We start from the raw sequence: 26,394 nt of genomic DNA, 5'->3' as shown, positions 1-26,394 counted from the left end.
GCCGGGGTCTACCGGTCCGCTCTCGGCGTCGTACGCCAGGCGGACAACACCCTGTTCGCCTCCATCCACGCCAGCGCCAGCGGCGGCACCGACGCCGCCTCCCTGGTACGCCGGGTCGCCACCCGCTCCCGGCAACTGGCGCTGGGGAACTGGGTGGTTCTGGGTGACTTCAACCGGGCGCCCCGCTCCCTGCCCGTCGGCGGAACCACCGGCATCCCCGCCAACGCGCACATCTACGAGAACGGCGGCCCCACCCAACTCAGCGGCGGCCGCCTTGACTACGCCGTCTCCAACGTCCTGACCCAGAACTGGCAGGCAGCCCGCGGCAACCCCCGCGGCAGCGACCACTGGCCCATCACGTTCTCCGCGCTGCGCGCCGGAGCCGGCCCCGCCCGCTTCACCCTCGGCGACAACGGCGGCAACGGCGGCGTCCTCGACGTCTACCAGGCCCGCAAGGCCAACGGCACGCACATCATCCTCTACCACCCCGACAACGGCACCAACCAGCAATGGACCCTGCGCCCCGACGGCTATCAGAACCGGTCCAACCGCATCGTCAGCGTGAACAGCGGCAAATGCATGGACGTCGACAACGGCACCGCGAGCAGGGAGGGTTCCCAGATGAACATCTGGGACTGCCACCGCCACGGCCCCACCACCGACACCCAGAACTTCGTCCTGGAACACCCCATGCCGCTGTTCCCGAACCTGACGACCATCACCAACGAAAGGACCGAATACCTGCTGAACATCGCCGGCAACGGCACCGCCGACGGAACCCCCCGTCATCCAGTACGAGCAGCAGTACGGCCCCCTTCCCTTCCCCGCCGACAACGAATCCTTCTACCTCCACCCCACCAGCTGACCCCCGATCCCACGGGGTGCCGGTGTCAGGCCGCGGAAATCGGCCTGACACCGACCCCGCGGGCTGCTGAAGAGGCGGACAGGGGCAATGACCCAGCGGCGCGCGCCAGCCGCGTACCGACCAAGCCACCTCTCGCCGCTCCCTGAAAGACGCGGAGCGGGTTCTAGCCGTGGGCCACGCAGGTCCGGTTTCGGTGACCACGGGCCGGGAGCGGGCTGGGGCAGTGTGGGGCGTGTCCACGCCTGGTCGCGTGGCCTTTTAGAAGTGCCGGTGTGCGCACCCGTTTCACGGGCATCGTCCAGGCTTGCAAGACGTGGCCACCGGGGGTCCTGGAGCAGTCCTAAACACGGTGACCTGTCCCTTCCTCCCGTCTCTGACCAACCCGGGCGGTTCAGGGGACGGGGAGAGTGGCGTTGAGTGTCTTTCCTCCCGCGTTGCCGTGGATGGTGGCCGGGGTGCGGGTGTCGAGTGTGTTCCAGGTGGCGTGGATGGTGGTGAGGGGTCCGCCGGCGGGATTCACCGTCAGCGTGGCGCTGACGGTTCCGGTGTCTTGGTTCCACGTGGCGGCGCCGTTGACGGTGGCGTCCGATACCCAGCCGACGGAGTTGAGGGTGAAGGTCGTGGTGGGGGTGCCGGTGGTGTAGGTCCAGGTCCCGCCGCGCAACCCGGTGTCGGTCTGGCCGGTGAGGTAGTGGCTGCGGGTGATGGCGTCTGCGACGGCGGAGGCTGCGATGTGGGCTGCGCGCAGTGTGGTTGGGCTGGACTGGTCGCCGGGTGCGGGGAGGGCTGGGGAAGCTTCGTTCAGCGTGAAGGGGTAGCTGCTGAGGGTCGGGATGGGGGGTGTGGTTCGGCTGCAGGAGATGTCCAGTTGGGCCAGCGCTTTGGGGTCGTCGATGAACCGGCGGTAGAGAAATGCGCCGCAGGCATTGAGGGCGGGCCATCTGGTGTCGGGCATCGCCGTGACGTGGGTGACGCCTGCGATCTCGATGAAGCGTGCGGAAGGGCCGATCTGGGCGGCAACGTGCCGGCCGCCTTGAGGCGGGGTGAGCAGGTCGAGGTCGCCGCCCAGGATGAGCACGGGGACGGCGGGAGAGACCACGGGCGGGGCGGTGATGGGCGGGTCGGCCGGGTGTGTCGGGACCGGCCAGTCGAGGCAGGCGTCGTAGGCGTTGGTGTAGGCGTCGACCGCCAGCCATTCAGGCACCCGGAACGGAGCGAAGGCGCCGGATGGCTCCTGGCCGATGCTGCGGGCCAGTTGCCCCTGGCGTTGCTCCGGCCCGCTCGCCGTGGAGAACAGCTGCGGGTAATCGGTGCAGGCCACGGCGAAGTACAGCCCGCGCGAATAGTCCTCGGGCAGGGATTCACCAGGAGTGATGGATTGAGCGGCCAGGCGGAGCAGGGGCTGGTCGTCGCCGGACACCGCCGCTTGGGCGGCGGCGCCGAGAGCCTGGTAGATACCGGGATCTGACGCGGCGTTGTTGATGATGTCAACCAGTGTGGTCACGGTGACCGTCACGGTCACTGCCCTGCCGTTGAGACCGGGAGCTGTGCCGGTGGCTGGTGCGGTGCGCAGCCTGTCGGCGAGTTCCTCGATCACCGACCAGGTATGGGGGCGGGTACAGGCCGGGGAGCGCTGGCATGCCAGGTCGAAGGCGGACCGTGCGGTGGTGATGGTGGAGGTGTACCACGGGTCCAGACCTACCACCTCGTAGGTGGCGTCCAGGACGACCGAGCGCAGCGCGGCGGGGTAGCGGGAGGCGAATGCCTGGGCGAACCAGCTTCCGTAGGAGTCGCCGTAGAGGTCGACCTCGGCCAGGTCGAGCCTGTGCAGCACCGTATCGAGGTCACGGGCGGCATTGGCGGTGCCGAACAGGTCCGCGGCCCGTACCGGCGTGCCGTCGGAGTACTTCCAGGTGTCGTTCAGCTTCTCGCCGCAGGCGCCTACCACCTGGGCGAAGACAGGCCCGGAGGCTTGACCGGGGTAGGCCGTCAGTTCTGGGCAGTTCAGCGCCTGGGACCGGCCGGTGCCGCGCAGGTCGTAGAGCAGCAGGTTGCGGCTTTCCTGCAAGGGCCCCAGCATGGCCTGGTACTGGGTTCGCGAGGAATCGCCCGTCGTGGGGTAGCCAGGGCCGCCTTCGATCGCGACGATGGTGCCCTGCGGGTTGCCGCTGCGGGCCGGGAACCAGGTGAATCCGACGTTGATGGTCGGGCTGTCGGGGCGGGTGCGGTCCAGTGGCACCGGAACGCTTCCGCACCATCCGGAGTCCGCGCACGGCGTCAGCCGCACCGTACCGACCGCGAGTGCTGCGGGACCACCGGACGGGGCCGCGCCAGGAATCACCAACAGCACGGCCACGATGAAGACGGCGACGCCACAGCGCGTTCCCCGGCCCCGCATCCAGCCCCTGCGGTGGTACACGCATGCACTCCCAACCCGCAGTAGCGAACACGGTCAGACCCCTGAGCCCACGACCATCAAGGGCAGGCGTGGCCGCCGCCTGACCCGTACCGATCCCGCTGCAGCCACGCCCCAAGGCAAGCAGACCAGCAATGATCCAGACAAGGGCATCCCAGGCATTGCCGACAGAGGCCCTCCCGACGATCCCCACGGTGAGGGAAGTACGGATCAGCCGCCCATCCGGGGCCAACGGAAGTTTCCACGACAGCAACCGAGTTCGGCGACGTCCGCGAGCCGCTCGGTGATGCGCTGGCGTTCGCGCCGTGCCGGGACTGCGTTCCCGAGTAGTCGCCGACCCCTCCGCCGACCCGCATGTACTCGGCTACCGCTGCCCGGACGGCGGGCAGCACCGTGACCAGTCCCGAGCGCCTCGGGCCAGCAGCGCCACCACGGATCGCGCGTATGCGTGCGCGGTGGCGACGCCGATCCGGAACCCGGCCGCGATCTGCGCGAGAGTGACGTGCTGCCCCAGGCGCACGGACGCGACCAGATCACGCTCGCGCAGGCTTGCACCGGCCTCCCCCTCCCGGAGGACGTATCAGCACCGTGACCGTCTCCACGCATGCGTACGGCAGGTCGAGTGCGCAAGGGACAGGTAGCCATCCAGGCTGCCCGGTCGGCGAGTTGAGTCTTCAGGCGTCCGCCTCAACAGCCCGAGAGCCTTTGCCCGTTTCTCCCCACCGGTCCACCACAACCGCCACATCACCCGAGCTGTGACCGAATTGAACATGCTGTGGCCTTGGGTACCTGAACGCATCCTGACTGCTGGCGCGCCCCGCCCGCCCCGGCCGTCCCGTACCAGCACCATGGCGCCATGCACATGCACGCAGACCGTGTCCGCATAGCGGCCCTCCGTCCTGCCCCTGCCCCCCTGACGGAAGAAGGCCGCCTTGAACGCTGTGACCACCGCCTGTGCGCCCGCTGACCGGGCGAGTGCCTGGCTACGGCACCGGCTGGGCCGGGCCGTGCTGCTGTCCTACACCTGCGCCCTGTTCCTGCCGGGCCCCGGCCTCTGGCTGGGCCACACCCACACCATCCCACTCGGACCGGTCCTGGGCCTGCCGCTGTCCGCCGCCCCATGCCTGCTGTCGCTGGTGCTGTTCTCGGCCGGCATCCAGGTCCCCGTCCGTGAGCTGGGCCGCGTGCTGCGGCGCCCGAGTGCACTGCTCGCGGGGCTCGCGCTGCATCTGGCGATCCCGCTGCTGGTCATCCCCCTCGTCGCGTTCCTGCTGCACAAGTCGCCCGACACCGACGGCGGTAGCGGCCTGATCACCGCGATGATCCTCATCGTGGCCATGCCCGTCGCGGCGGGTGCCACCGTGTGGACCGGCAAGGGCGACGGCGACCAGCCCACGATGGTGGGCCTGGTACTCGCCTCCACCCTCCTCAGCCCGCTCACCACGCCCCTGGTGATCCAGCTCCTGGCCCCACTGCTCAGCGGCGGCTACGCCAACTCGCTCACGGCGAGCGTCCACACCGCGGGCGGCGGCTTCACCCTCGTCGGCGTCGTGCTGCCCTGCGCCGCGGGCATCCTGGTCCGGCTGACCCTGCCCGCATCCCAGCTTCGCCGAGCGCTGAGCGTCGTCGCACCCGGGGCCCTCGGGGGCTCACTCGTCCTGACGTACGTCAACGCCAGCGGCGCCCTCGGCTCCTTCATCGCCCAGCCGCGTCCGCTCCTGATCGTGGCGGCACTGGCCGTGGCGGCACTGGTCTGCGTGCTGTCATTCGTGCTGGGCCGGGGCGCGGCCCGGCTGCTGCGACTGGCCCCGCCCGCCGCCTCGTCCCTCACACTCGCCTGCGGAATGAACAACAGCAGCGCGAGCGCCGTGTTGATCACCACCGCACTCCCCGACAAGCCGCATCTGCTGCTCCCTGTGCTCGCCTACGGCCTGCTCCAGAAGACGGCCGCGAACCGCGTCGTACGAGCCCGGCCACAGCACCCGGTGTACGCGTCGCCGCCGGGCTGACCGGGATCGACCGGCGGGCCCGGCCAGGCCGAACACGGCCACGGCCCGGTCGGCCCCTTCGCCCGGTACGAATGAACAGTCCGTCTGCACTTCACCGAACTTGCCCGGCTGCACGCCGACTCCCCGACCCAACTGCTGGCCCGGCGACGGGCATTCTCCGGGAGACCCTCGTTCCGCCCGGACCACCGCAGCTGCCGGGCCGGACGCGATGACTGCATATGACAACCTGCTGCTGAAGATCGCCAGTGCCCGGGTCCCCCTCCCGTCACGGCCCGGAGCGGCAGTGCCTCTTACGCGGTAGCGGTCAGCAGAGGAGCAAGCGCGCCGCCTCGCATGCGGACGACGAGCGGCGTCGCGAAGCGCCGCGCGGCCCAGGTGACCGCGAGAGCGACCACGGTCCCCACCACGAGGGCGGCCAGTACGTCGTGCGGGTAGTGCGCACCGACGTACACCCGGGAGGCGGCCATCAGCAGGGCCGCGAGCGAGGCGACGGCGCCCAGGCGCCAGTTGATCAGGAACAGCGCGGCGGCAGCGGCTGCGGCGACCGTGGTGTGGTTGCTGGGGAAGGCGTAGTCGTCGATCGGCGGGCACTTCTCGATCAGGAAGTCGTGCGGCAGCGCCCGGCACGGACGCGGTTCGGTGAACACCGACTTGATCCCGGAGTTCACCAGATACGCGATCACCACGGCGAACGGGACGGCCAGCGCCGCCGCCATCACCGAGGGGTCCTTGCGCCGGGCGATCCACCAGCCGACGAGCATGAACACCGCGAACAGCGCGACGCCGTAGGTCGTGTAGGCGAGGACCGTCCCGTTCAGCCAGTGGGTGTGCTTGGCGAAGTCGGTGACGTCGCCGTACAGGCTGCCGTCGATGGAGGCGCCGTCCAGGGCCTGCGTCGTGGTGGCGGTGGAAGAGGTCATGGGATGCGGATCTCCGGTGGGTTGCAGTGCGGTGACCGCTCCGGGCAGCGGGGCGGGCGGGCTGTTCGGCAGTCTTCCAGGTGAAGATGCGTTGACCGGGAGACGATGGTCTACAAGCCTGTAGACGATCATAGACGGGTTCGGGTTGCGTGCCGGCCGGGTCGTGCACCCCCCGGTTGAGGATCAGGCGCGGCGGAGGCGGGTGGTGAACAGCGGGGCGAGCGCCAGCCCCCGTATCGCGGCGACCACCGTGTCCAGGACGGGAATCGAGTGCGAGCACAGTGCGCCGACGAGCGCCCCGCCGGCCAGGCTCGCGGCGCCGACGACGCCCGCGAAGACGCCGTACGCCGTCGCCCGGCGGCCTGTAGGAGGAAGGTCGGCGACGTTGGCCCGGAGGGTGGATTCCTCAATGCCCATTGCGGCCCTCCACACCAGCGAACCGTTGGTGCAGGGCCGGGTCTCCGGTCAGGGGCTCAGCGCGGCACGGATCAGAGCGCGCAGTTCCTCGTCAGACACGGCCGCCATGTCCGTGGACCGCAGCCGAATGGTGGCCTTGCCGCTGATGAGCGTGGGATGGCGGGAGCTGAAGCCGCCATCGCGGTCCGTCCCCCACCCGTAGATCGAGACGCCATGTTGCCAGACACCGATGTGCAGCCTGCGCTTTTCGACCCGGTAGGTGGGCATTCCGTACGACAGAGCCACGCTCGCCTGCGGGAATTCCTCCAGGATCAGGCCGTTCACCCGGTCGAAGAGCGGGCGGTGGCCGGGCGCGACGGCGTCGACGTACTCCTGCACGGGGTCCATGCGACCCATTGTGGTCCTCCCGCCAACCTCCGCTGCTGCGGCTCGGCCCGTCGGGCCTGACCGTCGCGGCCCAGTTTCGCAGCGCAAGGGTGTGCCCCATCAGCGGCCTGCCCCCGACCGTCAGACGGCTGACCAGGGCAGATGGAGAACGGGGGCGAGAGTATCTAGGGTCAGCACGTGGCTTTCATCATGGTGTGCGAAGACGACGCGGGGGTCCGCAGCGTCCTCAAGCGCGCCCTGGAGCACGACGGCCATACCGTTGCCGTCGCCGCCACGGCCGAGAGCCTGCTGCGGCAGCTCGCACCGGCACCTGGGCTGGTCGTCCTGGATCTCGGGCTCCCGGACGCCGACGGACGTGATGTCTGTCTGGCGCTGCGGGCGCGCGGCGTCGACGCGCCGGTGTTGATGCTCACCGCCTTGGACGGCCTGCATCACAAGGTGGGCGGCTTCGAGGCGGGCGCCGACGACTACATGACCAAGCCCTTCGACGTCCCCGAGCTGCTGGTCCGGGTCCGTGCGCTGCTGCGCCGGTCCACCGTGGCGCCCCCACCGCACGAGGTCGTCCTCGATCCGGTCAAGCACGTGGTGACCTACGACTCGGTGAGCGAAAGCCTGACTCCGACGGAGTTCCGGCTACTGGGCCGCCTCATCGCCTCGCAGGGCGATGCGGTCCGCCGCCACGCCCTCATCGCGGCCGGCTGGCCGCATGGCGCGCAGGTCAACGACAACACCCTCGACTCCTTCGTGCGCCGGCTGCGGACCAAGCTCGGTCCGCTGGGTGTGGCGGAGCGTCTGGCGACCGTCCGCGGCGTGGGCTACCGATGGCAGTGACGGGATTCCGCAGAAAGGTCGTCGCGCTCACTGTCCTGATCGCCACCGCCGTGGTCGCGATACTGGTCGTGGTCTCGCACGTGCTGCTGAGCCGGGTGACGGACGCCGACGCGCACGATCTGGCGCGTACCCGCGCCGAGGCGGTCGCGGCGAACGTCACCACGGTGGGCGGCCGCGTCGTACTGACCGAGAACGACAGCGAGGCGCTGGACGAGGTCGCCTGGGTATATGCCGATGGCCGCCTGATCGACGGGAACGTACCGGCAGGCATGGTCGAGCGCGTCGAGGCGCTGGCACGCTCAGAGCGATCGCAGACCGCCACTGTCAGCAATTACCTCCTGTACGCGCGGCAGGTCCCGATCGACGGCCACCACGTCATGGTGATCGTCCGCGTGGACCTGACGCCCTACGAGACGTCCGAGCAGCACAGCCTGACCTTGTCGCTGATCCTGGGCGGCCTCACCGTCCTCCTCGCCGGCGGCGTCGCGCACCTCGTGGTGCGCCGCGCGCTCCGGGTCGTGCACGAGATGGCCGCCCTCGCCGACGACTGGGGCCATCACGAACCCGGGCGCCGCTTCAACCTCGGAGTCCCCCGCGACGAGTTCGGGGAACTGGGGCGGACCCTCGACCACCTCCTGGAGCGCGTCGACGACGCGCTGGCGGACGAGCGCCGGCTCACCGATGAGATCGCCCACGAGCTGCGGACACCGCTCACGGTCCTGCGGGGCGAGGCACAGCTGGCACAGCTGTCCGGCGAGCCGGTGCCGCCGAAGACGGTGCTGAGCGAGGTCGACCGCCTCGATGCGGCGATCACGACGATTCTGCGCGCCGCGCGCGCACGGACTGACGCCGGAACTCGGTGCGATCTGCGCTCTGCCGCGCAGAAAGCGATCGCCGGCCGCGCGGTCGGGGTCGCCTTTCCCGCGAAGGCCGAGGTCACCGTGGCGCCCGACATCGCCGTGGCGCTCCTTTCGCCGCTACTGGAGAACGGCCTGCGGCATGCGCGGTCGCGTGTGTGGATCACCGCGCGCGTCCAGGGTGAGGCCATCGTGGTCGATGTCCTGGACGACGGCCCCGGGTTCGATCCCGAGGAGGTCGACCGGGTTTTCGAACCGGGTGTGACCGGCGGCAGCGGCTACGGGCTTGGGCTGCCGGTGGTCCGGCGCATCGCCGCATCGGCCGGTGTGGAGGTCCGCGCGATCGCGGACGGACGCGGTCACGTCGAGGTGACGCTCCCGGCCGCGCGTGCGGCCACGTAGTCAGGTTGCGTGCAGGTTCTCCGTAATAGACCTCCCTGCATGACAACGACAACCGAAGCACGCACGCGCAGCGGGCGGCTCATGCTCAACAAGGTCCCCGAGGTCACCATCTGGTTCTGGGTGATCAAGGTCCTGTGCACGACGGTCGGTGAGAGCTTCGCCGACTGGATCAACACCCAACTGGGCGTCGGCCTGGTGAACACGGCCTGGATCTTCACCGGGGTTTTCGTGGTGGCCCTGGCCGTCCAGCTGCGACTCAAGCGGTACGTCCCGTTCCCCTACTGGCTGACCGTGGTCGTTGTCAGCGTCACGGGCACCTTGTACACCGACATCCTGACCGACCAGCTGAACGTGCCCCTGTGGATCAGCTCCGCGGTGTTCTCGGTGCTGCTCGCGGCGGTCTTCGGCGTGTGGTGGCTGCGCGAGCGCACGCTGTCGATCCACTCGGTCACCACGCTCCCGAGGGAGTCGTTCTACTGGCTGACCGTCCTGGTCACCTTCGCGCTCGGCACCGCGACCGGCGACTGGACTCTGGAGCTCACCGGCTGGAGCCCAGGCGTCTCGGTACTGCTGCCCCTCGGCCTCATCGCGGCGATCACGGCGCTGTGGCGGTTCGGCGCGAACCCAGTGCTGTCCTTCTGGCTCGCCTACATCCTGACCCGCCCGCTCGGCGCCAACATCGGCGACTGGCTCGCCTCCCCCAAGGCCGCCCAGAACCCGGGCGACCCGACCGGTCTCGCACTGGGCACGTTCACCACCAGCCTCATCTTCCTCGGCCTGATCCTGGCGACGGTGGTCTACCTGACGGTGACGCGCTCGGATGTGACCGAGACCCACGAGGCGACCCACGCCGAACAGGCCAACAGCAACCCGCGGGAGCGCCGTGCGCTGGCCGGCTTCGGACTGCTTGCCGTAGCCACGGCAGCCCTGCTGGCGTGGGCCCACAGTCAGCCGCACGTCGGCCCGGCACCGGAGACCGACGCCACCTCCGCCGTCCAGCTGGCTCCCGGCCAGGCGGTGAAGAACTTCCCGCCCGCGAAGGTCGGAGCGCTGCGGACCCTCGCGTCCACCTCGCTCAAGGACGCATGCTCGGGGGACGCGGCCGGGGCCCACGCGGCCGCCCAGGCGCTGCGTGACCTGTGGGATGCCGACCAGGACTCGCTGCAGCCGCTGGACGACACCGGCTGGACATCCATCGATGCCCAGATGGACAAGGTGCTCAAGACCTTCGGCATCGACCACCCGAACCCCCCGCTGCCGCCGGCGCAGCAGGAGAGCGAACTGAACGCCCTCCTGGCGGACTTGGGCTGACAGACCACGTGACGACCGGCCGGCCCGCCCGGTCGACGGGCGCCGTGTGCCGGGCTGTGCCGAGAGCCGCGCCGCCCCGGCACACAGGCCGGCGAGCTGCGGACTCCCGTGGGCGTTTGGAGCCGGCGGCAACGGTTTCGACGGCCCCGCTGTTGCCCCGGGTTGGCCAGTCGCGGTGGCCGCGGATGCACGGGGAGCAGGCGCGAGTGACCACCGGTGGGCTTGCCCCTGCTACAAGCTGCCCCGGCAGGCTCGACGCCGGCGCTGAGTGCGACCATTAGATCGGCCACCTGCACCGTGCACCCTCGTCCTGATTGGGCTAGCCCAATGGATCGGACCCTGTGTCCCCCTCCTGTCAGGAGACAGAGATGCACCTACGCCCCCAACCCCGCTTGCGACGGACTCCGCTCGTCGTTCTGTCGACCGCTCTGCTCAGCGTCGTCAGCCTGGCCACGGCCACAGCCTGGGCTGCTACACCCCAGACAGGCCCGGCGGCTTCACGCCCGGCAGCCACCGCGGTCGCCCCGGCGGTCAGTGGCAACCTGCTGGCCGACCCGGGCGGCGAGTCGGCGGCCATCTGCTCGCCCAGCGGCCTGGACGGCATGACCGTGCCCGGCTGGACCATCACCGGCGGCGAGCCGAACGTGGTGTGCTACGGCGCGGCCGACGGCTTCCCGACCACGAGCGCCCCCGGACCCCCCACCCGAGGCAAGAGCTTCTTCGCCGGCGGGGCGACCGGAAACGCCGGCCTGAACCAGAACGTCGACGTCTCCTCGGCAGCATCGGTCATCGACACCGGCCAGGTCGGCTACCACCTGTCGGGCTGGCTCGGCGGCTACGCCTCGCAGAACAACCGCGTCACACTCAGCGGCACCTTCCTCGACGGATCCGGCCACACCCTCGGCACCACCACGCTGGGCCCGGTGACCAACACAGACCGAGCCAACACCACCAAGCTCCTCAGCAAGACCGCCAGCGGCAACCTGCCCACGAGAACCCGCACCATCAAGGTGGCACTCGCCTTCACCTGGTCCGGCGGCAGCACCACCGACGGCTACGCCGACGACCTCTCACTCACCCTCTCCACCCCGGTACCGGCCCCGGTCCTGAGCCCACCGCCGTCCACGGTGCCGCGCTACGACCACGTCTTCGTGGTCTACATGGAGAACGAGAACTACAAAGACATTATCGGCAACACCGCGCAGGCCCCGTACATCAACAAGCTCGCCAACGCCAACACCGTACTCACCCAGTCGTACGCCACCACCCACCCCAGCGACCCGAACTATGTGGCCCTGGCAGCGGGCGGACTGTACGGGTTGACCGGCAACTCGATCAGCACCACCGCGATCGAGGCCCCCCACCTGGGCAACCGGGTCGAGGCAGCCGGGAAGACCTGGAAGTCATACGTCCAGAACATGCCCAGCAACTGCTACACCAAGGACAGCGGCAACTACCAGCCCGATGACACGCCGTTCTACTACTTCAAGGGCATGAAGACGGACAGCGCCTACTGCCAGGCGCACTGGCAGCCGCAGACCAGCATGGACGCCGACCTCAAGTCCGCCTCGACGACCCCCAACTTCGTATGGTTCGCCGCCGACGGCTGCAACGACATGGAGGGCTGCGGCATCACCGCAGGCGACAACTACCTCAAGAACACCCTGCCGACGATCTTCAACTCCCCGGCCTGGACCCAACAGCGCTCACTGCTCATCGTCACCTGGGACGAAGGGGCGACCAAGGCTTTCGGCCCCTACTACCCCAACCACGTGCCCACCGTCCTGATCGGCTCACAGCACTCGGTGAAGACCGGCTACAAATCCAGCCAACGCACCGACCAGTACGGCCTGCTGCGCACCATCGACCGGTCACTCGGCCTGGCCTCGCTCACCAACAACGACCGGTACGCCGCCACCGTCAACGACGCCTGGCAAGTGGGGTCTCAAAGCGCGAACCCGAACCACAAGCAAGCGGCCGAGAAGCAGGCGCGGTTCTGCGCACCGTACGGTGCGCCGCTGGAGACGCTGTCGTGGGTTGAGCCCGGGCTGTCGCGGGCGGCCCGCGGTTGGCGCAGCGGGGTGTTCTGGTTGAGGCCACTGGGGGCGGGTGAAGCTCTCGGCGTGCGACTTGAGACCGTCGTGTCCATGCACCCGCCGGATGCCCAGGACTTGGGCGAGGACGGTCGCTGCTGGACTTTGCCCAGCTGAAGAAGGCCCTGACCGCGACGCGGCTGGCACGAAGAAGGCGGTCGTCACAAAGCTCCCAATGGTCGTCATGGTCACCCCGGCTGACAATGCTGGGTGCCCACAGGTCAGGTCAGCCCGCTTGGGAAGCGTTGCACCCGGTGCCTCTTCCTCCTGTGTGCCCTTATCCGCCCTGTTTTTGCGCGGCGGGGGCGTGGCTTTGGCCACCACCCCGCCCTTGCCCCAGACTGGCCGGTCGCGGTGACGGCGCAACGCGGAATGGGCGCGGCTGGAGCTGAGGCGTCCCCCGGAGTGTGGACACGGGGGGTCATGCTGCGAGTGTGATTCTACGTTCTCTCTGATGCTGTTGCTCGAACTCGGCTGGCGAGAGGTGGTTGAGGGCACTGTGACGCCTGCGGGCGTTGTAGTAGGTCAGCCACTGGAAGATCTCCAGCCTCGCCTGACGCACCGTCGAGAACAGCCTCTCGTGCATCGTTTCCCTCTTGGGTCCCTGCCAGAACGACTCGGCGAGCGCGTTGTCATAGCTCGAGCCGACCCGGCCCATGCTCCTGCGGATCCCGAAACCGCCACAGACCTGCGCGAACACGGCCGACGTATACCGCGAACCCCTGTCCGCGTGGAAGATCACCCCGCCCACGCGGCCACCACGGGAGGCCACAGCCATCGTCAGGGCGTCGATGACCAGTTCGGCCCGCATGTGGGTGGCCATCGAGTAGCCGAGTACCCGGCGTGAGCAGATGTCCAGGACGCAGGCGAGATACAGTCACACCCATCCGACCTGCACATATGTGATGTCGCCGCACCACTTCTCGTCCAACTTCCCTGCGGAGACGTCGCGTTGGACGAGGTCCGGGGCCAGTGGCGCGAGCTGGTCCGGGACGGTCGTGCTCTTTCGACACCGCAAGTGCCGGCCTTCGATGCGATGCCGCCGCATCAGACGTTCGACGCGCTTGCGGTTTACCGTGTGCCCGAAGCCCCGCAGCTCAGCATGCACGCGCCGCACTCCGTACATCCCCTTATGCCCGGTGTGGATCTCACGGATCTCCGCGACCAGGGCGTCGTCCGCGGCCTGCCGCACGGCACGGGCCTCCGCACCGGCGAGCCACCGGTAGTAGCCCGAACGAGATACCTCAAGGACCCGGCATATCCGCTGCACACCGAAAGCTGAGGCGTTGTCGGAGATGAAGTCCCAGCGGCGGGTCCTCACTTCACCTCCCGAGCAAAATAGGCGGCCGCCCGGCGCAGGATCTCCCACTTGAGCTCCCACTCCTTCTCCGCCTTGCGCAGCCGGCCGTTCTCCACGCGCAGCCGGGCCAGTTCCTCGTCCCGGCCCGCCTCACTCTGCTCGCCACGGCTGTGATCGCGACCTGCGTGTTCGTCGGCCCGGCACACCCAGCCACGCAGGGTCTCACCGGTCACCCCGACATCCGCCGCGACCGCCGCATACGTGCGCTTCCCGTCGGCCGCGCGGTACAGCGCGACGGCATCGTTCCTGAACTCCACCGGATACGGAGACCTACGTCCCACCAGGACACCTTCCCTCGGATCTGTAAGATCCATTGTCAGAGTGTCCACGTCACCGGGGGCGCCTCAGTGCTGCAGGACCTGGCTGCCCTTGCGGACCACGCCGATCGTCTGGCCCCGGGCGCGACCATGCCCTGCGGGACACCCAGCAGCTCGGAGGCGCGGGCGCCGGTGAAGACGTAGAACGCGATCAGGGCCCTGTCCCGGTTGTACTTCAGCCCACAGAACAGGTCGTTGGACGCCTGGTCAGGAATGGTCCGCGGGGTCGGCTTGGGCTCCTTGGGCTGATAGGTGCCCCGGCGCGAGGGCTGCCGGAACGGCCGCAGCGGGTCATCGCTCTTCTCGACGCGGCCGACCCTCGCCACCTTCAGCGTCGCCACGTCCCGGACCGTCGTGCTGTGCTCTGGCATCCATACCTCCACGGGCCGACCTGCTCGACGACACGCGATGAAACCAGATCCATCACTACACGCGCAGTCACCGCGACCCGCCGGCAAGGGCCACAACCCCCTTGTCGTCACTATGAGTTGACCTCGAACGGAACCCAAGTCAGTTCGGTCAACGGGACGTCCGCTGCCCAGTCCTGACGTCGCCTTGGACGAGAAGCCCCGCCTGGAGAGATCCGCGACAACCTCAAAGGCAGGATCGCCGAAGCCGAAGGCGAGAGATGGTTCGGCGAAGTCGAAGGACTGCCCACCAGCCTCGCCGCCGCCGAAGACAAGATCGCCCAGATCGAAGCTCAGTAGGAAAAGAAGCAGTCCCCCGTCTGCCTGGGCCTACCCGCCCTCTCCCGACTCACGGCGCGCACCAGTGAGGTGGAAGAACTCTGACTACTCGCGGCAAAGGAAGGTCCCGCTTTGTGATCAGGCTGCCCTGGCAACGGCCCGAACGCGAGAACACCTCACAGAGGACGAACGTCGGCGCCCTACCCCTGGGTCAGGAATGCTTTCAGGTCAGCGGCTACGGCCGTCATCCCTTCGCCGGCTTCGATGACGGTTGTCAGAGTGCACTTCCAGTCTTCAGGGAAGAAACCGGAACGCACAGTCCAGCTCAGATACACATGGCCGCCCGAGCCAAACGCGGCTGTCACAACCAGGTGATTGTTGATCCAGGTCCGCTCGCCTTCCCAGCCGCGGAAGTCGCGCGCGAGGCCATCGAAGAACTCGTCCATGTCATCCCAGACGGTCACCGTCACGTCCTCAAGACGCGCACGCACACCCTCAGCGAGGGTCTCCACCGAGAAGACGGTCTCGTACTCATCCGGCCGTGACCAGTTGAAAAAGCGGACGGAGGTCGCCGCGGCCCCCGGCCCGTGCACGACGAGCTCGAGCTGTCCGGGACTCACTTCAATCAGACTCACATGCCGAAGGATACGGACGTCAACAAGTTGACGGCATCACGATCGGCCCTGATCCACGCTCCTGGTTCAGAGAAGGCGAGCAGCACATCGTCTGGCGCCGCATCGGCACCCACGGCATCCTCACTGGCCCCTGATCCGAGATCTCTCAGCTACTTCCCGCGTGAAACCGATCCGGTCCGGCTGAGGCCGGGGGTACCTGCCCGCTGTGCCGTACGCCGCTCCGCCTACGGGACGGCGGCCAGGATCTGGAGGTCGGCCTCGATAGCTACCTCCGGCGACAATCTGGCCAAGGCGTAGACGGCGAGGACATCGGCTCCGGCCCGTACAGCGGCGACGGCGACGGCGATCAACCGGGGGCAGCGCTGACCCGGCCGGCGACCTGGCCGCCGGCGAAGAAGTGGTTCATCGCGTCGGAGTGAAAGCTCTCCAGCCATACCCGCCAGCACACAACGAGGCCAAGATCCCGAACACAGGAACATCCATCCTCACGTCAGCATCAGACCCGGTGCGCTACGGCCAACCCACCGCCCACGACTACAACTTGGTCACTCAACGACAGCGCGTTCCAGGCGGAGACGCGCAACTCGGCGGGCGCACACAGTCGGCACTATCCCGCATCAACGAGGCGGCGGTCAGCGGCACGACTCGTCCTGCGGTGCGTACTGGCTCGCCTGGAGGTGGTAGAGCTCGGCGTAGAGACCGTCCGCCGCCAACAGGTCGGCGGGCGAACCGGATTCGACCAGTCGGCCCTGGTCGAGTACGTGGACGAGGTCGGCGTGTCGCACGGAGGCGAGCCGGTGGGTGATGAGGAGGACGGTGCTGCCGTCCGCGGCGAGGGAGCGGATCTCGTCGAAGATCTGTAGTTCAGCCCGGGCGTCGAGCGCGGCGGTGGGCTCGTCGACGATGAGGATCCGGCCCGGCCCGTCGGCGGCCCGGTAGGCGGCGCGGCCGAAGCCGAGCCGCTGCCACTGGCCGCCGGACAGTTGGTGGCCGCCGCGGAACCCGCGGGCGAGCAGGGTGTCCAGACCGCGGGGCAGCCCGGCGACGAGGCCCTCGGCTCCGGCGTGGCGCAGGGCGTGGTCGACGCGCTCGTCGCAGGCCGGGGCCTCGGGGCGGCCGATGAGGACGTTGACGCGCGCGGTGAAGGGCCAGCGGGTGAAGTCCTGCGCGACCATCGCCACCCGGTCCGTCACCTGCCGCTGGTCGGCAAGGGCCGCATCGGTGTCGTCCCAGAGGATGCGGCCACGCTGCGGGACGTAGAGGCCGGCCAGGAGCTTGGCCAGGGTGGTCTTGCCCGAACCGTTGCTGCCGACCAGCGCGACGATCTTCCCGGTGGGCAGGGTGAGCGTCACGTCGTCGAGGGCCGGCGTCCCCTCCCCGGAGTAGGTGAACGTCACCTGCTCGAAGCGGATGTGGTGCGGCGCCCGGGGCAGCGCCAGGCCCCCGGGCGCTCGGGTGCGCCGCTCGGCCTCGTCGCACAGTCGCTCCAAGTCCCCGACGAACAGGGCCTGTTCATGGAGGGCGTTGACCTCCATGGCGAGGGTGGTGAGGTTGGCCGAACCGGTGCGGATGGCGATCACGGCGGTGCCGGCGACGGACAGGGCCATGGTCCCGTTGAGGAGCAGGGCCCCCAGGGTCGCGTAGGTGGCCGCGGTGGCGACGCCGATCCACCCGGCGGCGACCAGTCCCGTACGGGCTTCGAGCCGGGCGAGCCGGGACTGTTCGGCCTCGGCGGATTCGGCGAGGGCGCGGAAGTGGCGCAGCAGGAACGGGCCGACACCGTGTACCCGGATCTCGGGCGCGGCTCCGGCGTCGGTCAGCATCTGCCCAATCAGCGCGCCCGCCCGGGTGTGCTGGGTCCAGGCGTGGAAGGACAGGTAGCGGCGGCGGGCGGTGGTGAGCGCGCTCCAGGAGCCGGGCAGCGTCATCACGGTCAGCAGCGGCAGCAGGACGGGGTGCAGCACGGTGAGGACGCCAGCGGCCGTGACGAAGGAGGTCGCGGCGTTGATGACGCGGTTGCCGATGCTCATCATGCGGCGCGCGGAGGAGGCCCCGTAGCGTGCCGAATCGAGCAGCTTGTGGAACTGGTCGTCCTCGATGGCCGCCAGCTCGACCCGCGAGGCCCGTTCCAGATAGACCTCGGTCGCCATCCGCTCGACCCGGGGCTCAAGGCGTCCGGTCGCGTACGTGGAGACGGCTCGCAGCAGCGCCCCGCCGGTCAGGGAGAGGCCGACCGTGACGAGGGCGCCGATCACGCCGTGCAGCCGCTCCTCCATGGCCCCGCCGGCCATCAGCCCGGCCAGCACGCGGTTGACGGCGAGCAGACTCGCGGCCTGGGCGAGGCCCCGGCCCAGGTTGGCGGCGACGAGGCCGCGCGCGGCGCGGGGATCGGCACGCCACGCCAGCCGGAATCCGGAGGCGAGGAGCCGGGGCAGCCGTCTCAGTACGGCGCGCAGGTTCAGGGCCAGATAGGCCTCCTCGTGCTGGGACCAGCCGGTGTCGTAGCGCAAGGGGCCACCGAACAGGAGCTGTTCGGACTCCGAGGGGCGCTGCGCGTCCCAGTCGGGCGCGGGGGCCGTGCGGTCGTGGCGTGGTCGGCGCATGCGGGGTCAGCCGGTGAGGGAGGCGGCGGTGAACACCAGCGCCGGGTACGCCCCGATGAAGGCGAACACGAACGTGGTGAGCCCCATGGTGAACGCGATGCCGAGGTGCAGGGCCGCGCCCGCGGCCAGGAGCCCCCAGCGTGGGGGGCCGGGCAGGACGAGTGCCAGCCAGAAGGTGACCTCCAGCAGCATCACGCCCCATGCCATGAGGGCGCCCACCAGGGGGTGGGACCGCAGGAGCGCGGCGATCGTGGGCGAGCCGTAGGAGTCGGTGGAGAGGATCTGGGCGAGGCAGGAGCCGTCGCGCCAGCTCGGCGAGACCAGTTTGGCCACCCCGGCGATGAGATAGCTCAGGACCAACTGGCCGGTGAGGAACGCCAGGAAGAGCCGGCCCACCGTGCCACCGACGGTCAGTGTGGCGGCGGCGGTGAGCAGGGCGAGGGCCGCCATCTGGTCCGCTCCGTCGGTGCCGTAGTCGTTGCGGTGCAGGCCGAGGAGCAGGGTGGTCAGCAGGACGCAGGCCAGTACGGCAGAGCCGGGCGCGGACAGCGGGGCCACGACCGGGGCGGCGAGTCCGGCGGCGCACTGCACCGCGAGCACCACCCGGTAGCGGTCCCGCACGAAGAGCGCGCGCACGGCCGAGGGGCAGTGGTGCGGGTAGGCGCCGACCACCGCCCACGCCAGAGCGCCGCCCTCGCCGAACTCGTGGCGCTGCCGCAGGTCGCGGCCGGCCGACACCGCGAGGCCCGCGCCGCACACGGCCAGGATCGCGCGAGCCGTCTCGGTCTCGTTCAGCATGGGGTCCCTTCCCGCACGGCGCTCGGGCTCGGCTCGCAGGGTGCCACCGCGCCGTCCGCCGCGCCCTTGAGACGGTGCACGGCGGACACGAAGACCACCTCGGGTTCCTCGTCGCGCCGGCTCGCGTGCGCGATGACGAACTCGAAGCTGACGGCGGTGGCGTCGTGCGGCGCGGTGGCCGCTCTGTTGAGGAGGAGCAGATACGGGGTGCTGATCATCAACCGGGCGTCCCTGATCCGGGCGTCGGGCTCCTCGTCCCAGCCCGCGGCCGCCCGCCGCAGCAACTGTGACGCCGCGTCGAACAGCGCCTTGCCGGGCCTGCCCCTCGCCCCACCTTCCGGCAGGACGAGACGCAGCGGGCCAACAGTGTCGTTGGCGAGGATGTCCCGGTACATCAGCACCTTGTCCTTCGTCGCCGGATTGGGCGCGAAGAACGTCCAGGCGGGCAGGAGCGGCGCGAACCAGTCGGGGACGTGCCGCCGGGCCGTTTTGCCGATCCGGGGCAACGCCGCCACCACGGTCAGCAGCAGCCACGCCGCCAGCACGACGGCCACCAGGAGGGAGACCACGGGGCGGCCCGCTAGTAGGAGAAGTGGCGCCGGCGCGTGGCGAGCAGATCGGCCACCGAGGCCGCGGGGCCGCCCGACTCGCCCGCGATCTCCGTGATCTCGCTCTCCGAGAGCATCGTCGCGCCCTCGTCCCGGGCGTATCCCCCGCGCGCGTGCTTCTCGCGGACCGCGTCCTGCGCCGCCCGCCCGATGCCGTCGGTCAGGGCGTCCATCGCGGTCAGGGTCTGACACGGCTCGGGCCGCCCCATGTGGACGTGGCGCTCCTCGGGGTCCATGCCGTCCAGCAACTGCCGCTCCAGACGCGTCAGTTGGGGCGCCCGGCGCATCATGAGGTAGGTGGCGCGGACCGCGGGGGCGCCGCGGTCGGTGTGCTCGACGATCCCGAAGTCGGTATCCCGGATGGGGCCGCCGGTGTAGGGGAAGGTGAGCGTCCTGAACGGGACTCCGTGCGGCAGGGCCAGGTCGCGCACCATCACATGCCCCGCGCAGACCAAGTCGAAGGGGATCGACGCGGCTACCAACTCGGCGCCGGGTGTGGGGTGTTGGGGAATGGCGGTGTCGCGGACGGCCTTCCAGTCGCCGTCGAGGGCCGCCGCGCGCAGCCGTTGCCACTCGGGCGCCGAAACGTCGCCCACATAGATCACCACGGATCCCGCCGGCGGCAGCAGGCCGCCGTCCGTCACTCCCGCGGCGTCGGGCGGCACGGTCACCACCTGCACGCTCTTGACCGCGGCCGCCGTTGTCGAGGCAAGCATCATGCCCATCTCCTGTCCCTGGCCGATCCCGAACCAGCGCCGGTCCGGGGCCGGTTGCTGTGAACTCGCTGTGACCCGGCGACCAGTCTTACGGGGCGACTCCGCCCTCGACACCCCCCGAATATTGGGGGGTTGGCGCGGGCTTTCGCACCGCCTTACCTGAGTTGCGTACGACTGGAGAGGCCCGGCAGTCCGGGCGGACGCACCACTGGACCGAGGAAGCGAGGAACGGCCGGCATGGCTGAATCGAAGCGGGACATCAGGGAACCGGGATCTCACGAGCCGAGCAGCCCCTCCCGGAGCGCCTATCTGCGCCTCCTCGCGCTGCACCGCGCGGGGCAGCCCGTGGCGCCGGAGGCCGCCGAGGAGGCCGGGCAGCTGCCGGAACGGCTGGAGCGGCAGGCGATCGTCGACGAGCTGCGGCCCCCGGTACGGATGTGGCCCGACTACCCGGACTTCTGGGTCGAGAGCCCGCGCGGCGGCGGCCCCTGGCACGAGCGGTTCGGAGACAAGGGGCCGCGCCGCTCGGGACTCGCCTCCCGCCGCGGCGGCCAGGAATCGGCACCGGCACCGAGCAGGCTGAGCGTCAGGGAGGCGTATCTGCGGCTGAGGCTGACGCTCGGCGCCGAGCCCGCATGAGCGTCGACGCCTCCCCGGAGCGGGGGGAAGTGGAGGCGGGGTCGCATGAGCCGATGCCGCCCTACCTCCAACTCGTCGTCAAGGTCTCGAAGTTCTGCAATCTGCGCTGTCGCTACTGCTACGAGTTCCCATCCCTCGGCGACCGGACCGCGATGACGGTGGCGCAGGTCAGAAACATGATCCGGCACGTGGGCGAGTGGCTGTCCGACCAGCCGGGCAGAACGGCGGACTTCGTATGGCACGGCGGCGAGCCCCTGCTGATGCCCCCGGACTTCTACCGCGAGGTCAAACGGGCCCAGGAGGAGTTCCTGGAGGCCGCCTCCATTCCGTACGGCAACTCCGTCCAGACCAACCTCTATCGGCTCACCGACGACGACCTCGCCCTGATGAAGGACGTCTTCGACGACGTGGGCGTCTCCGTGGACCTCGTGGGCGGCCAGCGGGTGAACGTCGCCGGCCGTCAGGCGCAGCCGCGGGTCCTCGCCCATATGCAGCGCCTCATGGACGAGGGCCTGAACTTCGGGTGCATCACCGTGCTCTCCCGCTCCACGGCACCCCATGTCACCGAGATCCACCGCTTCTTCGAGGACATGGACATGGGCTTTCGGCTCCTGCCGATCTACCGGACGGGCTATCCGGGGCAGCAGGCGGTGCACGAACTCGCGGCGGAGGAGATCGTCGACGCGTTCAAGACGCTCACCGACCGCTGGCTGGTCTCGGACAGCTTCATCAACGTCGAGCCCATCGAAGGCTATGCGGCCCAGGTTGTCCACGCCCTGTCGGGCGCGGACAACCGCCGTTACTACGACAAGGAGCTCTCGGAGACCATCCTCGTCATCGACACGGACGGTTCGGTGTACTCCAACGGCGACGCCTACGACCCGGCGCTGTGCCACGGCAACATCTTCACCCAATCGCTGTCCTCGACGCGCCGCTCCGCCTCCTTCGCCGAGGCGCTGCGCCAGTCGCGGCAGCGGGTCCGCGAAACCTGCACCGGCTGCCGCTTCCACGGCTCCTGTTCGGGCTTCTTCGCCGCGGAATCCACGCCGGAGCAGCGGTGGCGGGATCCCGTGACCGGCCTGTCCGTGTGCGGTGTGGTGCTGCCCGTGCAGGAGTACATCGAGGAACGGCTCACGGCGCTCGGACTGGTGGACGACGTGACCCGTCGGCTCGACCGCGCGCTGCTGGAACGGCGGGCGCTGGACTGAAGCACCCGGCACGAGAGAACCGGCGGTCGGCGCGCCGGGCAGGATCTCCCGCGAGAGCACGGCCCCGCCCGGCGCGCTCGTCGCGTGCTACTGCCGCAGCCCGGCGATGAGTTCCTCGCGGCCGCCCGTGCCCGTCTTGCGGTAGACCGAGCGCAGATGGCCGGAGACCGTGTGCGGGGACATGCCGAGGAGCCGGGCGATGTGCTTGGTCGCGAGGCCCCCCATGAGGCACTCGACGATGGCCTGCTCGCGCGGTGTGAACCCGTACCAGACGAAGATCGCCGGTAAGAGCTGGGAGGCCGGGGCGGACTGGAAGGTGATGACGATGTCCCCCTCCTCGCCGTCGAGCAACTGCGCGTGCACCGCGACCCACCCCGCGCGGGTCGGGATCCTGCTGAGCGCGGTGGCGCGGGTGCGCCGGGTGAAGTACGTGATGCCCCAGAGCAGATGGGGCAGTTCGTCGTCCTTCGCCGGCGGGGTCTCGGGGAGGAACTCGTGCAGCCAGGTGCGCGCCGTCGACGTCATGCCCTTGATCGTGTCGTCCGGGCCGATGACGATCACGCCGGGGAACAGCCCGCGCCGGCCAGGGCGCAGCGGCTTCCCGGCCACGTACTGCCGCAGGGCGGCAGAGAGCGGACCCGCGAGCCGCTCGGCGCACCGGGCCTCCGTCTCCGAGAACGGGGGGCCGTCGTCCCCCCGCAGCAGGACCAGGCCGCCCCACACCCTGCCCCGCAGGCTCAGCGCGATGGACAGCTCGCTTCCGGGGCCCTTGGAGGGCTGGAGGTCGTGGCGGAGGCAGCCGACGCCGGTGAGCGGATCGAGGCCGGCCAGCGTGTAGCCGTCGTGCGGCAGGAAGCGCTCCAGCCGGCGGGAGAGCTCGGTGGCGAGCTCGGCGACGGTGGTGGCCCGGGCCGCGGCGGCCAGCAGGCCGCGCCGGAACTCTTCCGTCTGGGTGACGCTCCCCCGGAGGTCAGGCATACCCCACTCCCCCGGGTTCCGGGATTCCCGCGTCCCGCGGGAGTCGCTCCGTATAGCTCTCCCGCCCTGCTCGGCCCATGCGCCGCTCCACTCATGTGGGCGACGCCGGATCAGGACAGCTTCCGTTGGAGCCCGGGAGCCTTTTGCGGCCAGTCCTCGTAGACCGGATGGGTGCGGTCGTCCCTGACCAGGCGCGGATGCATCATCTCCGCCTGGAAATCATGGAGTTGTCCGCGCGTCACGCCGACTGAGAGCCACCAGTTGGTGACCATGGATTGGCGGAGAATACGGCACAGATGACGGCCGTTGCGAGGGGGTCGACTCGGTGGTTCAAGCAATGCACGGCACAGGATCCAGTTCCTCTTCCCCTGGAAAAGCGGACCGCGGGCTTCAGCGATTCCGCAGCGCTGACTCGGTTACGCTCGTCAAGTGGCCATGACGGACCCGTTTTCTCGATCGATGTTTCCGGCTGTCGAACAGTCGGGCACTCTGCCGGATCTCGCGAGCGGACTGTCCCACGCGATCCGGCCCATGCTGCCGCACGACGGATATGCGTTGTTCGGACTCGATCCGATCACCGGCACGGTGGCCTTCGCCGCCACACGGCATACGTACGGCACCCAAGCCGGCTACGAGTTGTCGCTCAACCACGTGGCCGGCCTCGACCCGAATCCCTTCGCCGCCCTGATCAACGGCCCCCGTCCCATCGGGATCTTCGGCACTGATGCACCTTGCAACGAGTTCAGCGCTCGCCAGCACGAGATCATGGCGGCGGAGGGCGTCGGCAGTGATCTGAGCGTGGCGCTCACTCTGGACGGGAGAGCCTGGGGCGGTATGGCATTCGTACGGGAACGTCGTCGCGCACCCTTCTCCCTTGCCGACGCCCTGTGCGCCGAAAGACTTCGGATCCCATTGGCCGCGGCAGTGAAACGGTTTGTCACCGGACAACGGCTAGCGCCGGCCCATCCGGAGCTGGCACCGGCGGTGTTGATCGTCGGCAGTGACAATTCGATCGAGGCCATGACGTCGACCGGCCGCACCTGGATCACAGGCTTCGCTCCGGATCATGCGAGACTCAGGGAGAACCAACTCACCGGGCATTTATTGAGCGTTGTGGCAGCCGCGCGCCGCGCCGGATCAGAAGCCCTGAGCAGAATTCCCACTCCGCACGGATGGATCACCCTGCAGGCACAGGCACTGGACGGTGGCGAACCCGGCCGCCTTGCCCTCACTATTCAGTCGGCTGCCACCGATCTCCTGCTTCCGGCTGTCATCGCCTGGTACGGCATCACCAGCAGAGAACGGGCCGTCCTCGATCACATCATGCACGGTGAACCCGTGAAACAGATCGCGCGCCGACTGAACCTGTCTCAGCACACGGTCAACGACCATCTCAAAGCGATCTACCGGAAAACGGGAGTCACCGGCAAGGAGGAACTGGTGGCCTCTTTGTCCAACTGACACCGATGCCAGGTAGTTCAGGCCCAGCGCGTCCTGCCCTTCTTGTGGACGCCCACGTAATTGGTTCAGGCGTCGATTCCGTGAATCCCCAGGTCACGATCGGAGCAGGATCCGGGTGCGGAGGAGGCGGAACGAGGCTCGGCCGTACATCTGTCGCTTGATGGTCTTGATGCAGTTGACGTGGCCCTCCACGATGCCCGAGCTCCAGGGGAGGGTGAGGCCGGCGGTGACGGCGCCGAGGTCGAGGCATAGGCCCTGCGCGAAGGCGAGGATCGAGGGCGGTGCGTCGCGCTCGGCTTCGCGGACCCATGCCAGCAGTTGGTGGCCGCGGCGGTGTTGGAGCAGGTCGTGGAAGGTGCGGGCGCAGGCCTCGGCGATGTCCGGGCAGGCCAGGCGTATGGCCAGGAGTTCGTCCTCCTCCTCGCGCTTCAGGGCACCGCGGGGCAGCATGATCCATTTAGTGATCTTGCGTGGGCGGGGGGGGGAAGGCGCCGCCGGGCGGGTTCGACGGTGCCGGCCCGCAGTCCGGCGACGTAGGTGCGCACGGGCTGGTCGCTGCCCTGGTAGCCGCGTTCGGGCCCGCCCCGCTCGGTGACCCGTACGAAGGGGCGCGCATTCGCCCACAGCAGGTGCTGAAGTCCCTCTTGGGCGCCCCTCTGATCGCGTCCGGGCGCCTGCGGGTTGGCGGCGTACGGAAAGGGCTTGCTGGCCATGCTCACGGCGGATGGCCGGCCGCCGGTCGGCTGCCGCTGCACAGAAGGAAAACTCCGTATGCGTCTGCGACACACTCTCGGCGCCGCTCTCGGCGCCCTCGCCCTGATGGTGGCTGTGCCTACCTCGGCCCACGCGGACAACGGCTACCTGGCCTACAAGTACGGCGACCCGCTCTTTCCGAAAAAGGCGAAGAACGGGACCTACCCCGACAACCTGACCATGCCCGAGACGGTGTGCATCGAAATCCCCGAGGTCGAGAACAAGCCTCTGCAGTTCGCCTGGGCACCCAGCAACCACACCGCCAGCTATCTCTACGTCTTCACCGAGGAGGAGTGCCTCGGCGTGAAGACGAAGGTGGAAGCCGGCCAGAAACTCGGAAACAACATCAAGTTCAAGTCGATCTACCAGCCCTGAGACGCACACCTCCGCCCCCGGCACGCGCTCTCGCCGCGCCGGGGGCATAGCGCCGCCCAGCCCGGGGCACCCGGGGACAGACCTGCACGACCCCTGCCGGTCCACGTCAGCCGGACCCTCGGGCCAGTTGATCAGAGCACGCGACGACGGCTTGCCAACCAACCTGCCGTGGAGGGCCCGGTGAACGCAGCGCGCGCGGCACTGCTCGGCGCCCACCGTGCTTGGGTGGCCAGCCGTTGACGCCCTGCATCCGCGGTGGGTTCGGCAGACGCATGACGCGGTCGGAGCGGACTCGGCCGACCAACTCGATAGGCAGGTCGCGAAGGACCCAGGCCAGGCAAGTGACGTCGTAGCCTGCATCGCTGACCATCACGATATCCGGGTCCCCAGCCTGCCACTGGCCTGCGGTGATGAGCTGTTCAATGACTCCTCGGAGCTGGCCGGCAGTGATCGCGGTCGCGTCGTGCGCCGGGCTGAGCCGGACCACGGCGGATCGTCAAACGCAGTGACGACATGACGGGGTTCGCGGTGCTGCCGAGACGGTGGTGTGTGGAGCGCACGCAGGCGGGCTGATGCGATCACGGCGTCTGGTGCGCGCCTTCGAGACGCTGCCCGCCTCCAGCGAGCCATTCATCTACTTCTCGCTGGCCATGCTCACTAGAGGACCATCCCTTCTGCAGCCCTGGTGGATAGGGTTGTGACCTCTCGGTCCCGGTGGGGTACGGCCAGCCATGCGAGCCGCTCGACGG

The 26,394-nt window shown here is 69.4% G+C and carries 25 protein-coding genes and 2 pseudogenes; 10 read left to right on the top strand and 17 right to left on the bottom strand.

Annotation, left to right across the window (positions count from 1 at the left end; all coding sequences use genetic code 11):
• Positions 1 to 1,011, top strand: a 1,011-nt coding sequence (locus ADK54_RS01815; RefSeq protein ID WP_199826837.1) for an RICIN domain-containing protein, incomplete at its 5' end; no start/stop codon positions are given.
• A gap of 245 nt (positions 1,012 to 1,256) precedes the next feature.
• On the opposite strand, the gene ADK54_RS01810 is transcribed toward ADK54_RS01815, so the two are convergent.
• Positions 1,257 to 3,284 carry an alpha/beta fold hydrolase gene (locus ADK54_RS01810; RefSeq protein ID WP_159047592.1) on the bottom strand — a complete coding sequence of 676 codons (2,028 nt, stop codon included), beginning with the start codon at positions 3,282 to 3,284 and terminating at the stop codon, positions 1,257 to 1,259.
• Between the two features lie 938 nt (positions 3,285 to 4,222).
• Between ADK54_RS01810 and ADK54_RS01805 the strand changes: the two genes are divergently transcribed.
• Entirely contained in the window at positions 4,223 to 5,290 is a 1,068-nt protein-coding gene (locus ADK54_RS01805; protein WP_053723687.1) for a sodium-dependent transporter, read from the top strand.
• 290 nt (positions 5,291 to 5,580) lie between these two features.
• Here ADK54_RS01805 and ADK54_RS01800 read toward each other — a convergent pair whose 3' ends face one another.
• The 3 genes from ADK54_RS01800 to ADK54_RS01790 form a co-directional block, all read right to left on the bottom strand.
• On the bottom strand, positions 5,581 to 6,210 hold the full coding sequence (locus tag ADK54_RS01800) for a phosphatase PAP2 family protein (RefSeq protein WP_053723686.1): 630 nt from the start codon (positions 6,208 to 6,210) through the stop codon (positions 5,581 to 5,583).
• Positions 6,211 to 6,393: 183 nt separating this feature from the next.
• Positions 6,394 to 6,627 carry a hypothetical protein gene (locus ADK54_RS01795; RefSeq protein WP_053723685.1) on the bottom strand — a complete coding sequence of 78 codons (234 nt, stop codon included), beginning with the start codon at positions 6,625 to 6,627 and terminating at the stop codon, positions 6,394 to 6,396.
• 48 nt (positions 6,628 to 6,675) lie between these two features.
• Positions 6,676 to 7,014, bottom strand: a complete 339-nt coding sequence (locus tag ADK54_RS01790; RefSeq protein WP_053723684.1) for a DUF1801 domain-containing protein — start codon at positions 7,012 to 7,014, stop codon at positions 6,676 to 6,678.
• 177 nt (positions 7,015 to 7,191) lie between these two features.
• On the opposite strand from ADK54_RS01790, the gene ADK54_RS01785 reads away from it, so the two are divergent.
• The 4 genes from ADK54_RS01785 (at position 7,192) to ADK54_RS01770 (ending at position 12,625) form a co-directional block, all read left to right on the top strand.
• A complete protein-coding gene (locus tag ADK54_RS01785; RefSeq protein WP_053723683.1) occupies positions 7,192 to 7,845 on the top strand; it encodes a response regulator transcription factor in 654 nt (217 codons plus the stop codon).
• Positions 7,836 to 9,104 carry a sensor histidine kinase gene (locus ADK54_RS01780; protein WP_053723682.1) on the top strand — a complete coding sequence of 423 codons (1,269 nt, stop codon included), beginning with the start codon at positions 7,836 to 7,838 and terminating at the stop codon, positions 9,102 to 9,104. The genes ADK54_RS01785 and ADK54_RS01780 overlap by 10 nt, the downstream gene beginning before the upstream one ends.
• A gap of 39 nt (positions 9,105 to 9,143) precedes the next feature.
• The gene (locus tag ADK54_RS01775) at positions 9,144 to 10,415 is read left to right on the top strand and encodes a hypothetical protein (protein ID WP_053723681.1); all 1,272 of its coding nucleotides are present in this window, start codon (positions 9,144 to 9,146) and stop codon (positions 10,413 to 10,415) included.
• Between the two features lie 368 nt (positions 10,416 to 10,783).
• Positions 10,784 to 12,625 carry an alkaline phosphatase family protein gene (locus ADK54_RS01770; protein ID WP_078966064.1) on the top strand — a complete coding sequence of 614 codons (1,842 nt, stop codon included), beginning with the start codon at positions 10,784 to 10,786 and terminating at the stop codon, positions 12,623 to 12,625.
• Positions 12,626 to 12,929: 304 nt separating this feature from the next.
• On the opposite strand, the pseudogene ADK54_RS01765 reads toward ADK54_RS01770, so the two are convergent.
• From ADK54_RS01765 to ADK54_RS01730, 8 genes and pseudogenes are all read right to left on the bottom strand, one after another.
• Positions 12,930 to 14,149, bottom strand: a pseudogene (locus ADK54_RS01765) (IS3 family transposase).
• 35 nt (positions 14,150 to 14,184) lie between these two features.
• Positions 14,185 to 14,556: a hypothetical protein gene (locus ADK54_RS01755; RefSeq protein ID WP_053723678.1), complete on the bottom strand. Its 372-nt coding sequence runs from the start codon at positions 14,554 to 14,556 to the stop codon at positions 14,185 to 14,187.
• Positions 14,557 to 15,071: 515 nt separating this feature from the next.
• Positions 15,072 to 15,506: a DUF6228 family protein gene (locus tag ADK54_RS01750; RefSeq protein ID WP_053723677.1), complete on the bottom strand. Its 435-nt coding sequence runs from the start codon at positions 15,504 to 15,506 to the stop codon at positions 15,072 to 15,074.
• A gap of 224 nt (positions 15,507 to 15,730) precedes the next feature.
• A complete protein-coding gene (locus ADK54_RS48180; protein WP_267886969.1) occupies positions 15,731 to 15,856 on the bottom strand; it encodes a hypothetical protein in 126 nt (41 codons plus the stop codon).
• Between the two features lie 282 nt (positions 15,857 to 16,138).
• On the bottom strand, positions 16,139 to 18,109 hold the full coding sequence (locus ADK54_RS01745) for an ABC transporter ATP-binding protein (protein WP_053723676.1): 1,971 nt from the start codon (positions 18,107 to 18,109) through the stop codon (positions 16,139 to 16,141).
• Positions 18,110 to 18,115: 6 nt separating this feature from the next.
• Positions 18,116 to 18,907, bottom strand: a complete 792-nt coding sequence (locus tag ADK54_RS01740; RefSeq protein ID WP_053723675.1) for a hypothetical protein — start codon at positions 18,905 to 18,907, stop codon at positions 18,116 to 18,118.
• Positions 18,901 to 19,476, bottom strand: coding sequence for a hypothetical protein (locus tag ADK54_RS01735; protein ID WP_053723674.1), 576 nt, complete (start codon positions 19,474 to 19,476; stop codon positions 18,901 to 18,903). Before ADK54_RS01735 ends, ADK54_RS01740 begins: the two co-directional genes overlap by 7 nt.
• Before the next feature lie 11 nt (positions 19,477 to 19,487).
• A complete protein-coding gene (locus tag ADK54_RS01730; RefSeq protein ID WP_053723673.1) occupies positions 19,488 to 20,234 on the bottom strand; it encodes a hypothetical protein in 747 nt (248 codons plus the stop codon).
• 234 nt (positions 20,235 to 20,468) lie between these two features.
• Between ADK54_RS01730 and ADK54_RS01725 the strand changes: the two genes are divergently transcribed.
• Together ADK54_RS01725 and ADK54_RS01720 are read left to right on the top strand one after the other, a co-directional pair.
• Positions 20,469 to 20,870, top strand: a complete 402-nt coding sequence (locus ADK54_RS01725) for a hypothetical protein (RefSeq protein ID WP_053723672.1) — start codon at positions 20,469 to 20,471, stop codon at positions 20,868 to 20,870.
• Positions 20,867 to 22,078 (top strand): radical SAM protein, encoded by a 1,212-nt coding sequence (locus ADK54_RS01720; RefSeq protein ID WP_078966063.1) that lies wholly within the window; start codon positions 20,867 to 20,869, stop codon positions 22,076 to 22,078. The genes ADK54_RS01725 and ADK54_RS01720 overlap by 4 nt, the downstream gene beginning before the upstream one ends.
• A gap of 87 nt (positions 22,079 to 22,165) precedes the next feature.
• Here the strand turns inward: ADK54_RS01720 and ADK54_RS01715 are convergent, their stop codons facing one another.
• On the bottom strand, positions 22,166 to 23,056 hold the full coding sequence (locus tag ADK54_RS01715; RefSeq protein WP_053723670.1) for a LuxR C-terminal-related transcriptional regulator: 891 nt from the start codon (positions 23,054 to 23,056) through the stop codon (positions 22,166 to 22,168).
• A 110-nt stretch (positions 23,057 to 23,166) separates the two neighbouring features.
• Positions 23,167 to 23,328 (bottom strand): hypothetical protein, encoded by a 162-nt coding sequence (locus ADK54_RS45560; protein WP_159047591.1) that lies wholly within the window; start codon positions 23,326 to 23,328, stop codon positions 23,167 to 23,169.
• 163 nt (positions 23,329 to 23,491) lie between these two features.
• Here ADK54_RS45560 and ADK54_RS47115 point away from each other — a divergent pair, with 163 nt between their 5' ends.
• Positions 23,492 to 24,517, top strand: coding sequence for a response regulator transcription factor (locus ADK54_RS47115; RefSeq protein WP_234391876.1), 1,026 nt, complete (start codon positions 23,492 to 23,494; stop codon positions 24,515 to 24,517).
• Positions 24,518 to 24,610: 93 nt separating this feature from the next.
• On the opposite strand, the gene ADK54_RS48685 is transcribed toward ADK54_RS47115, so the two are convergent.
• Positions 24,611 to 24,967: a transposase gene (locus tag ADK54_RS48685; RefSeq protein ID WP_078966061.1), complete on the bottom strand. Its 357-nt coding sequence runs from the start codon at positions 24,965 to 24,967 to the stop codon at positions 24,611 to 24,613.
• On the bottom strand, positions 24,946 to 25,230 hold the full coding sequence (locus ADK54_RS45550; protein WP_159047590.1) for a hypothetical protein: 285 nt from the start codon (positions 25,228 to 25,230) through the stop codon (positions 24,946 to 24,948). Before ADK54_RS45550 ends, ADK54_RS48685 begins: the two co-directional genes overlap by 22 nt.
• Before the next feature lie 58 nt (positions 25,231 to 25,288).
• Between ADK54_RS45550 and ADK54_RS45545 the strand changes: the two genes are divergently transcribed.
• The gene (locus tag ADK54_RS45545) at positions 25,289 to 25,645 is read left to right on the top strand and encodes a hypothetical protein (RefSeq protein ID WP_053723668.1); all 357 of its coding nucleotides are present in this window, start codon (positions 25,289 to 25,291) and stop codon (positions 25,643 to 25,645) included.
• Between the two features lie 106 nt (positions 25,646 to 25,751).
• Here ADK54_RS45545 and ADK54_RS42785 read toward each other — a convergent pair.
• Positions 25,752 to 26,132 (bottom strand): annotated as a pseudogene (locus ADK54_RS42785) (transposase); the annotation flags it as partial.
• Positions 26,133 to 26,394 lie beyond the last annotated feature (262 nt).

Origin of the sequence: Streptomyces sp. WM6378, from assembly GCF_001279695.1 — a bacterium.
GTDB lineage: Bacteria > Actinomycetota > Actinomycetes > Streptomycetales > Streptomycetaceae > Streptomyces.
The sequence above is the reverse complement of the archived record's forward strand: the minus strand, read 5'-3'. Positions and strand labels throughout refer to the sequence as shown.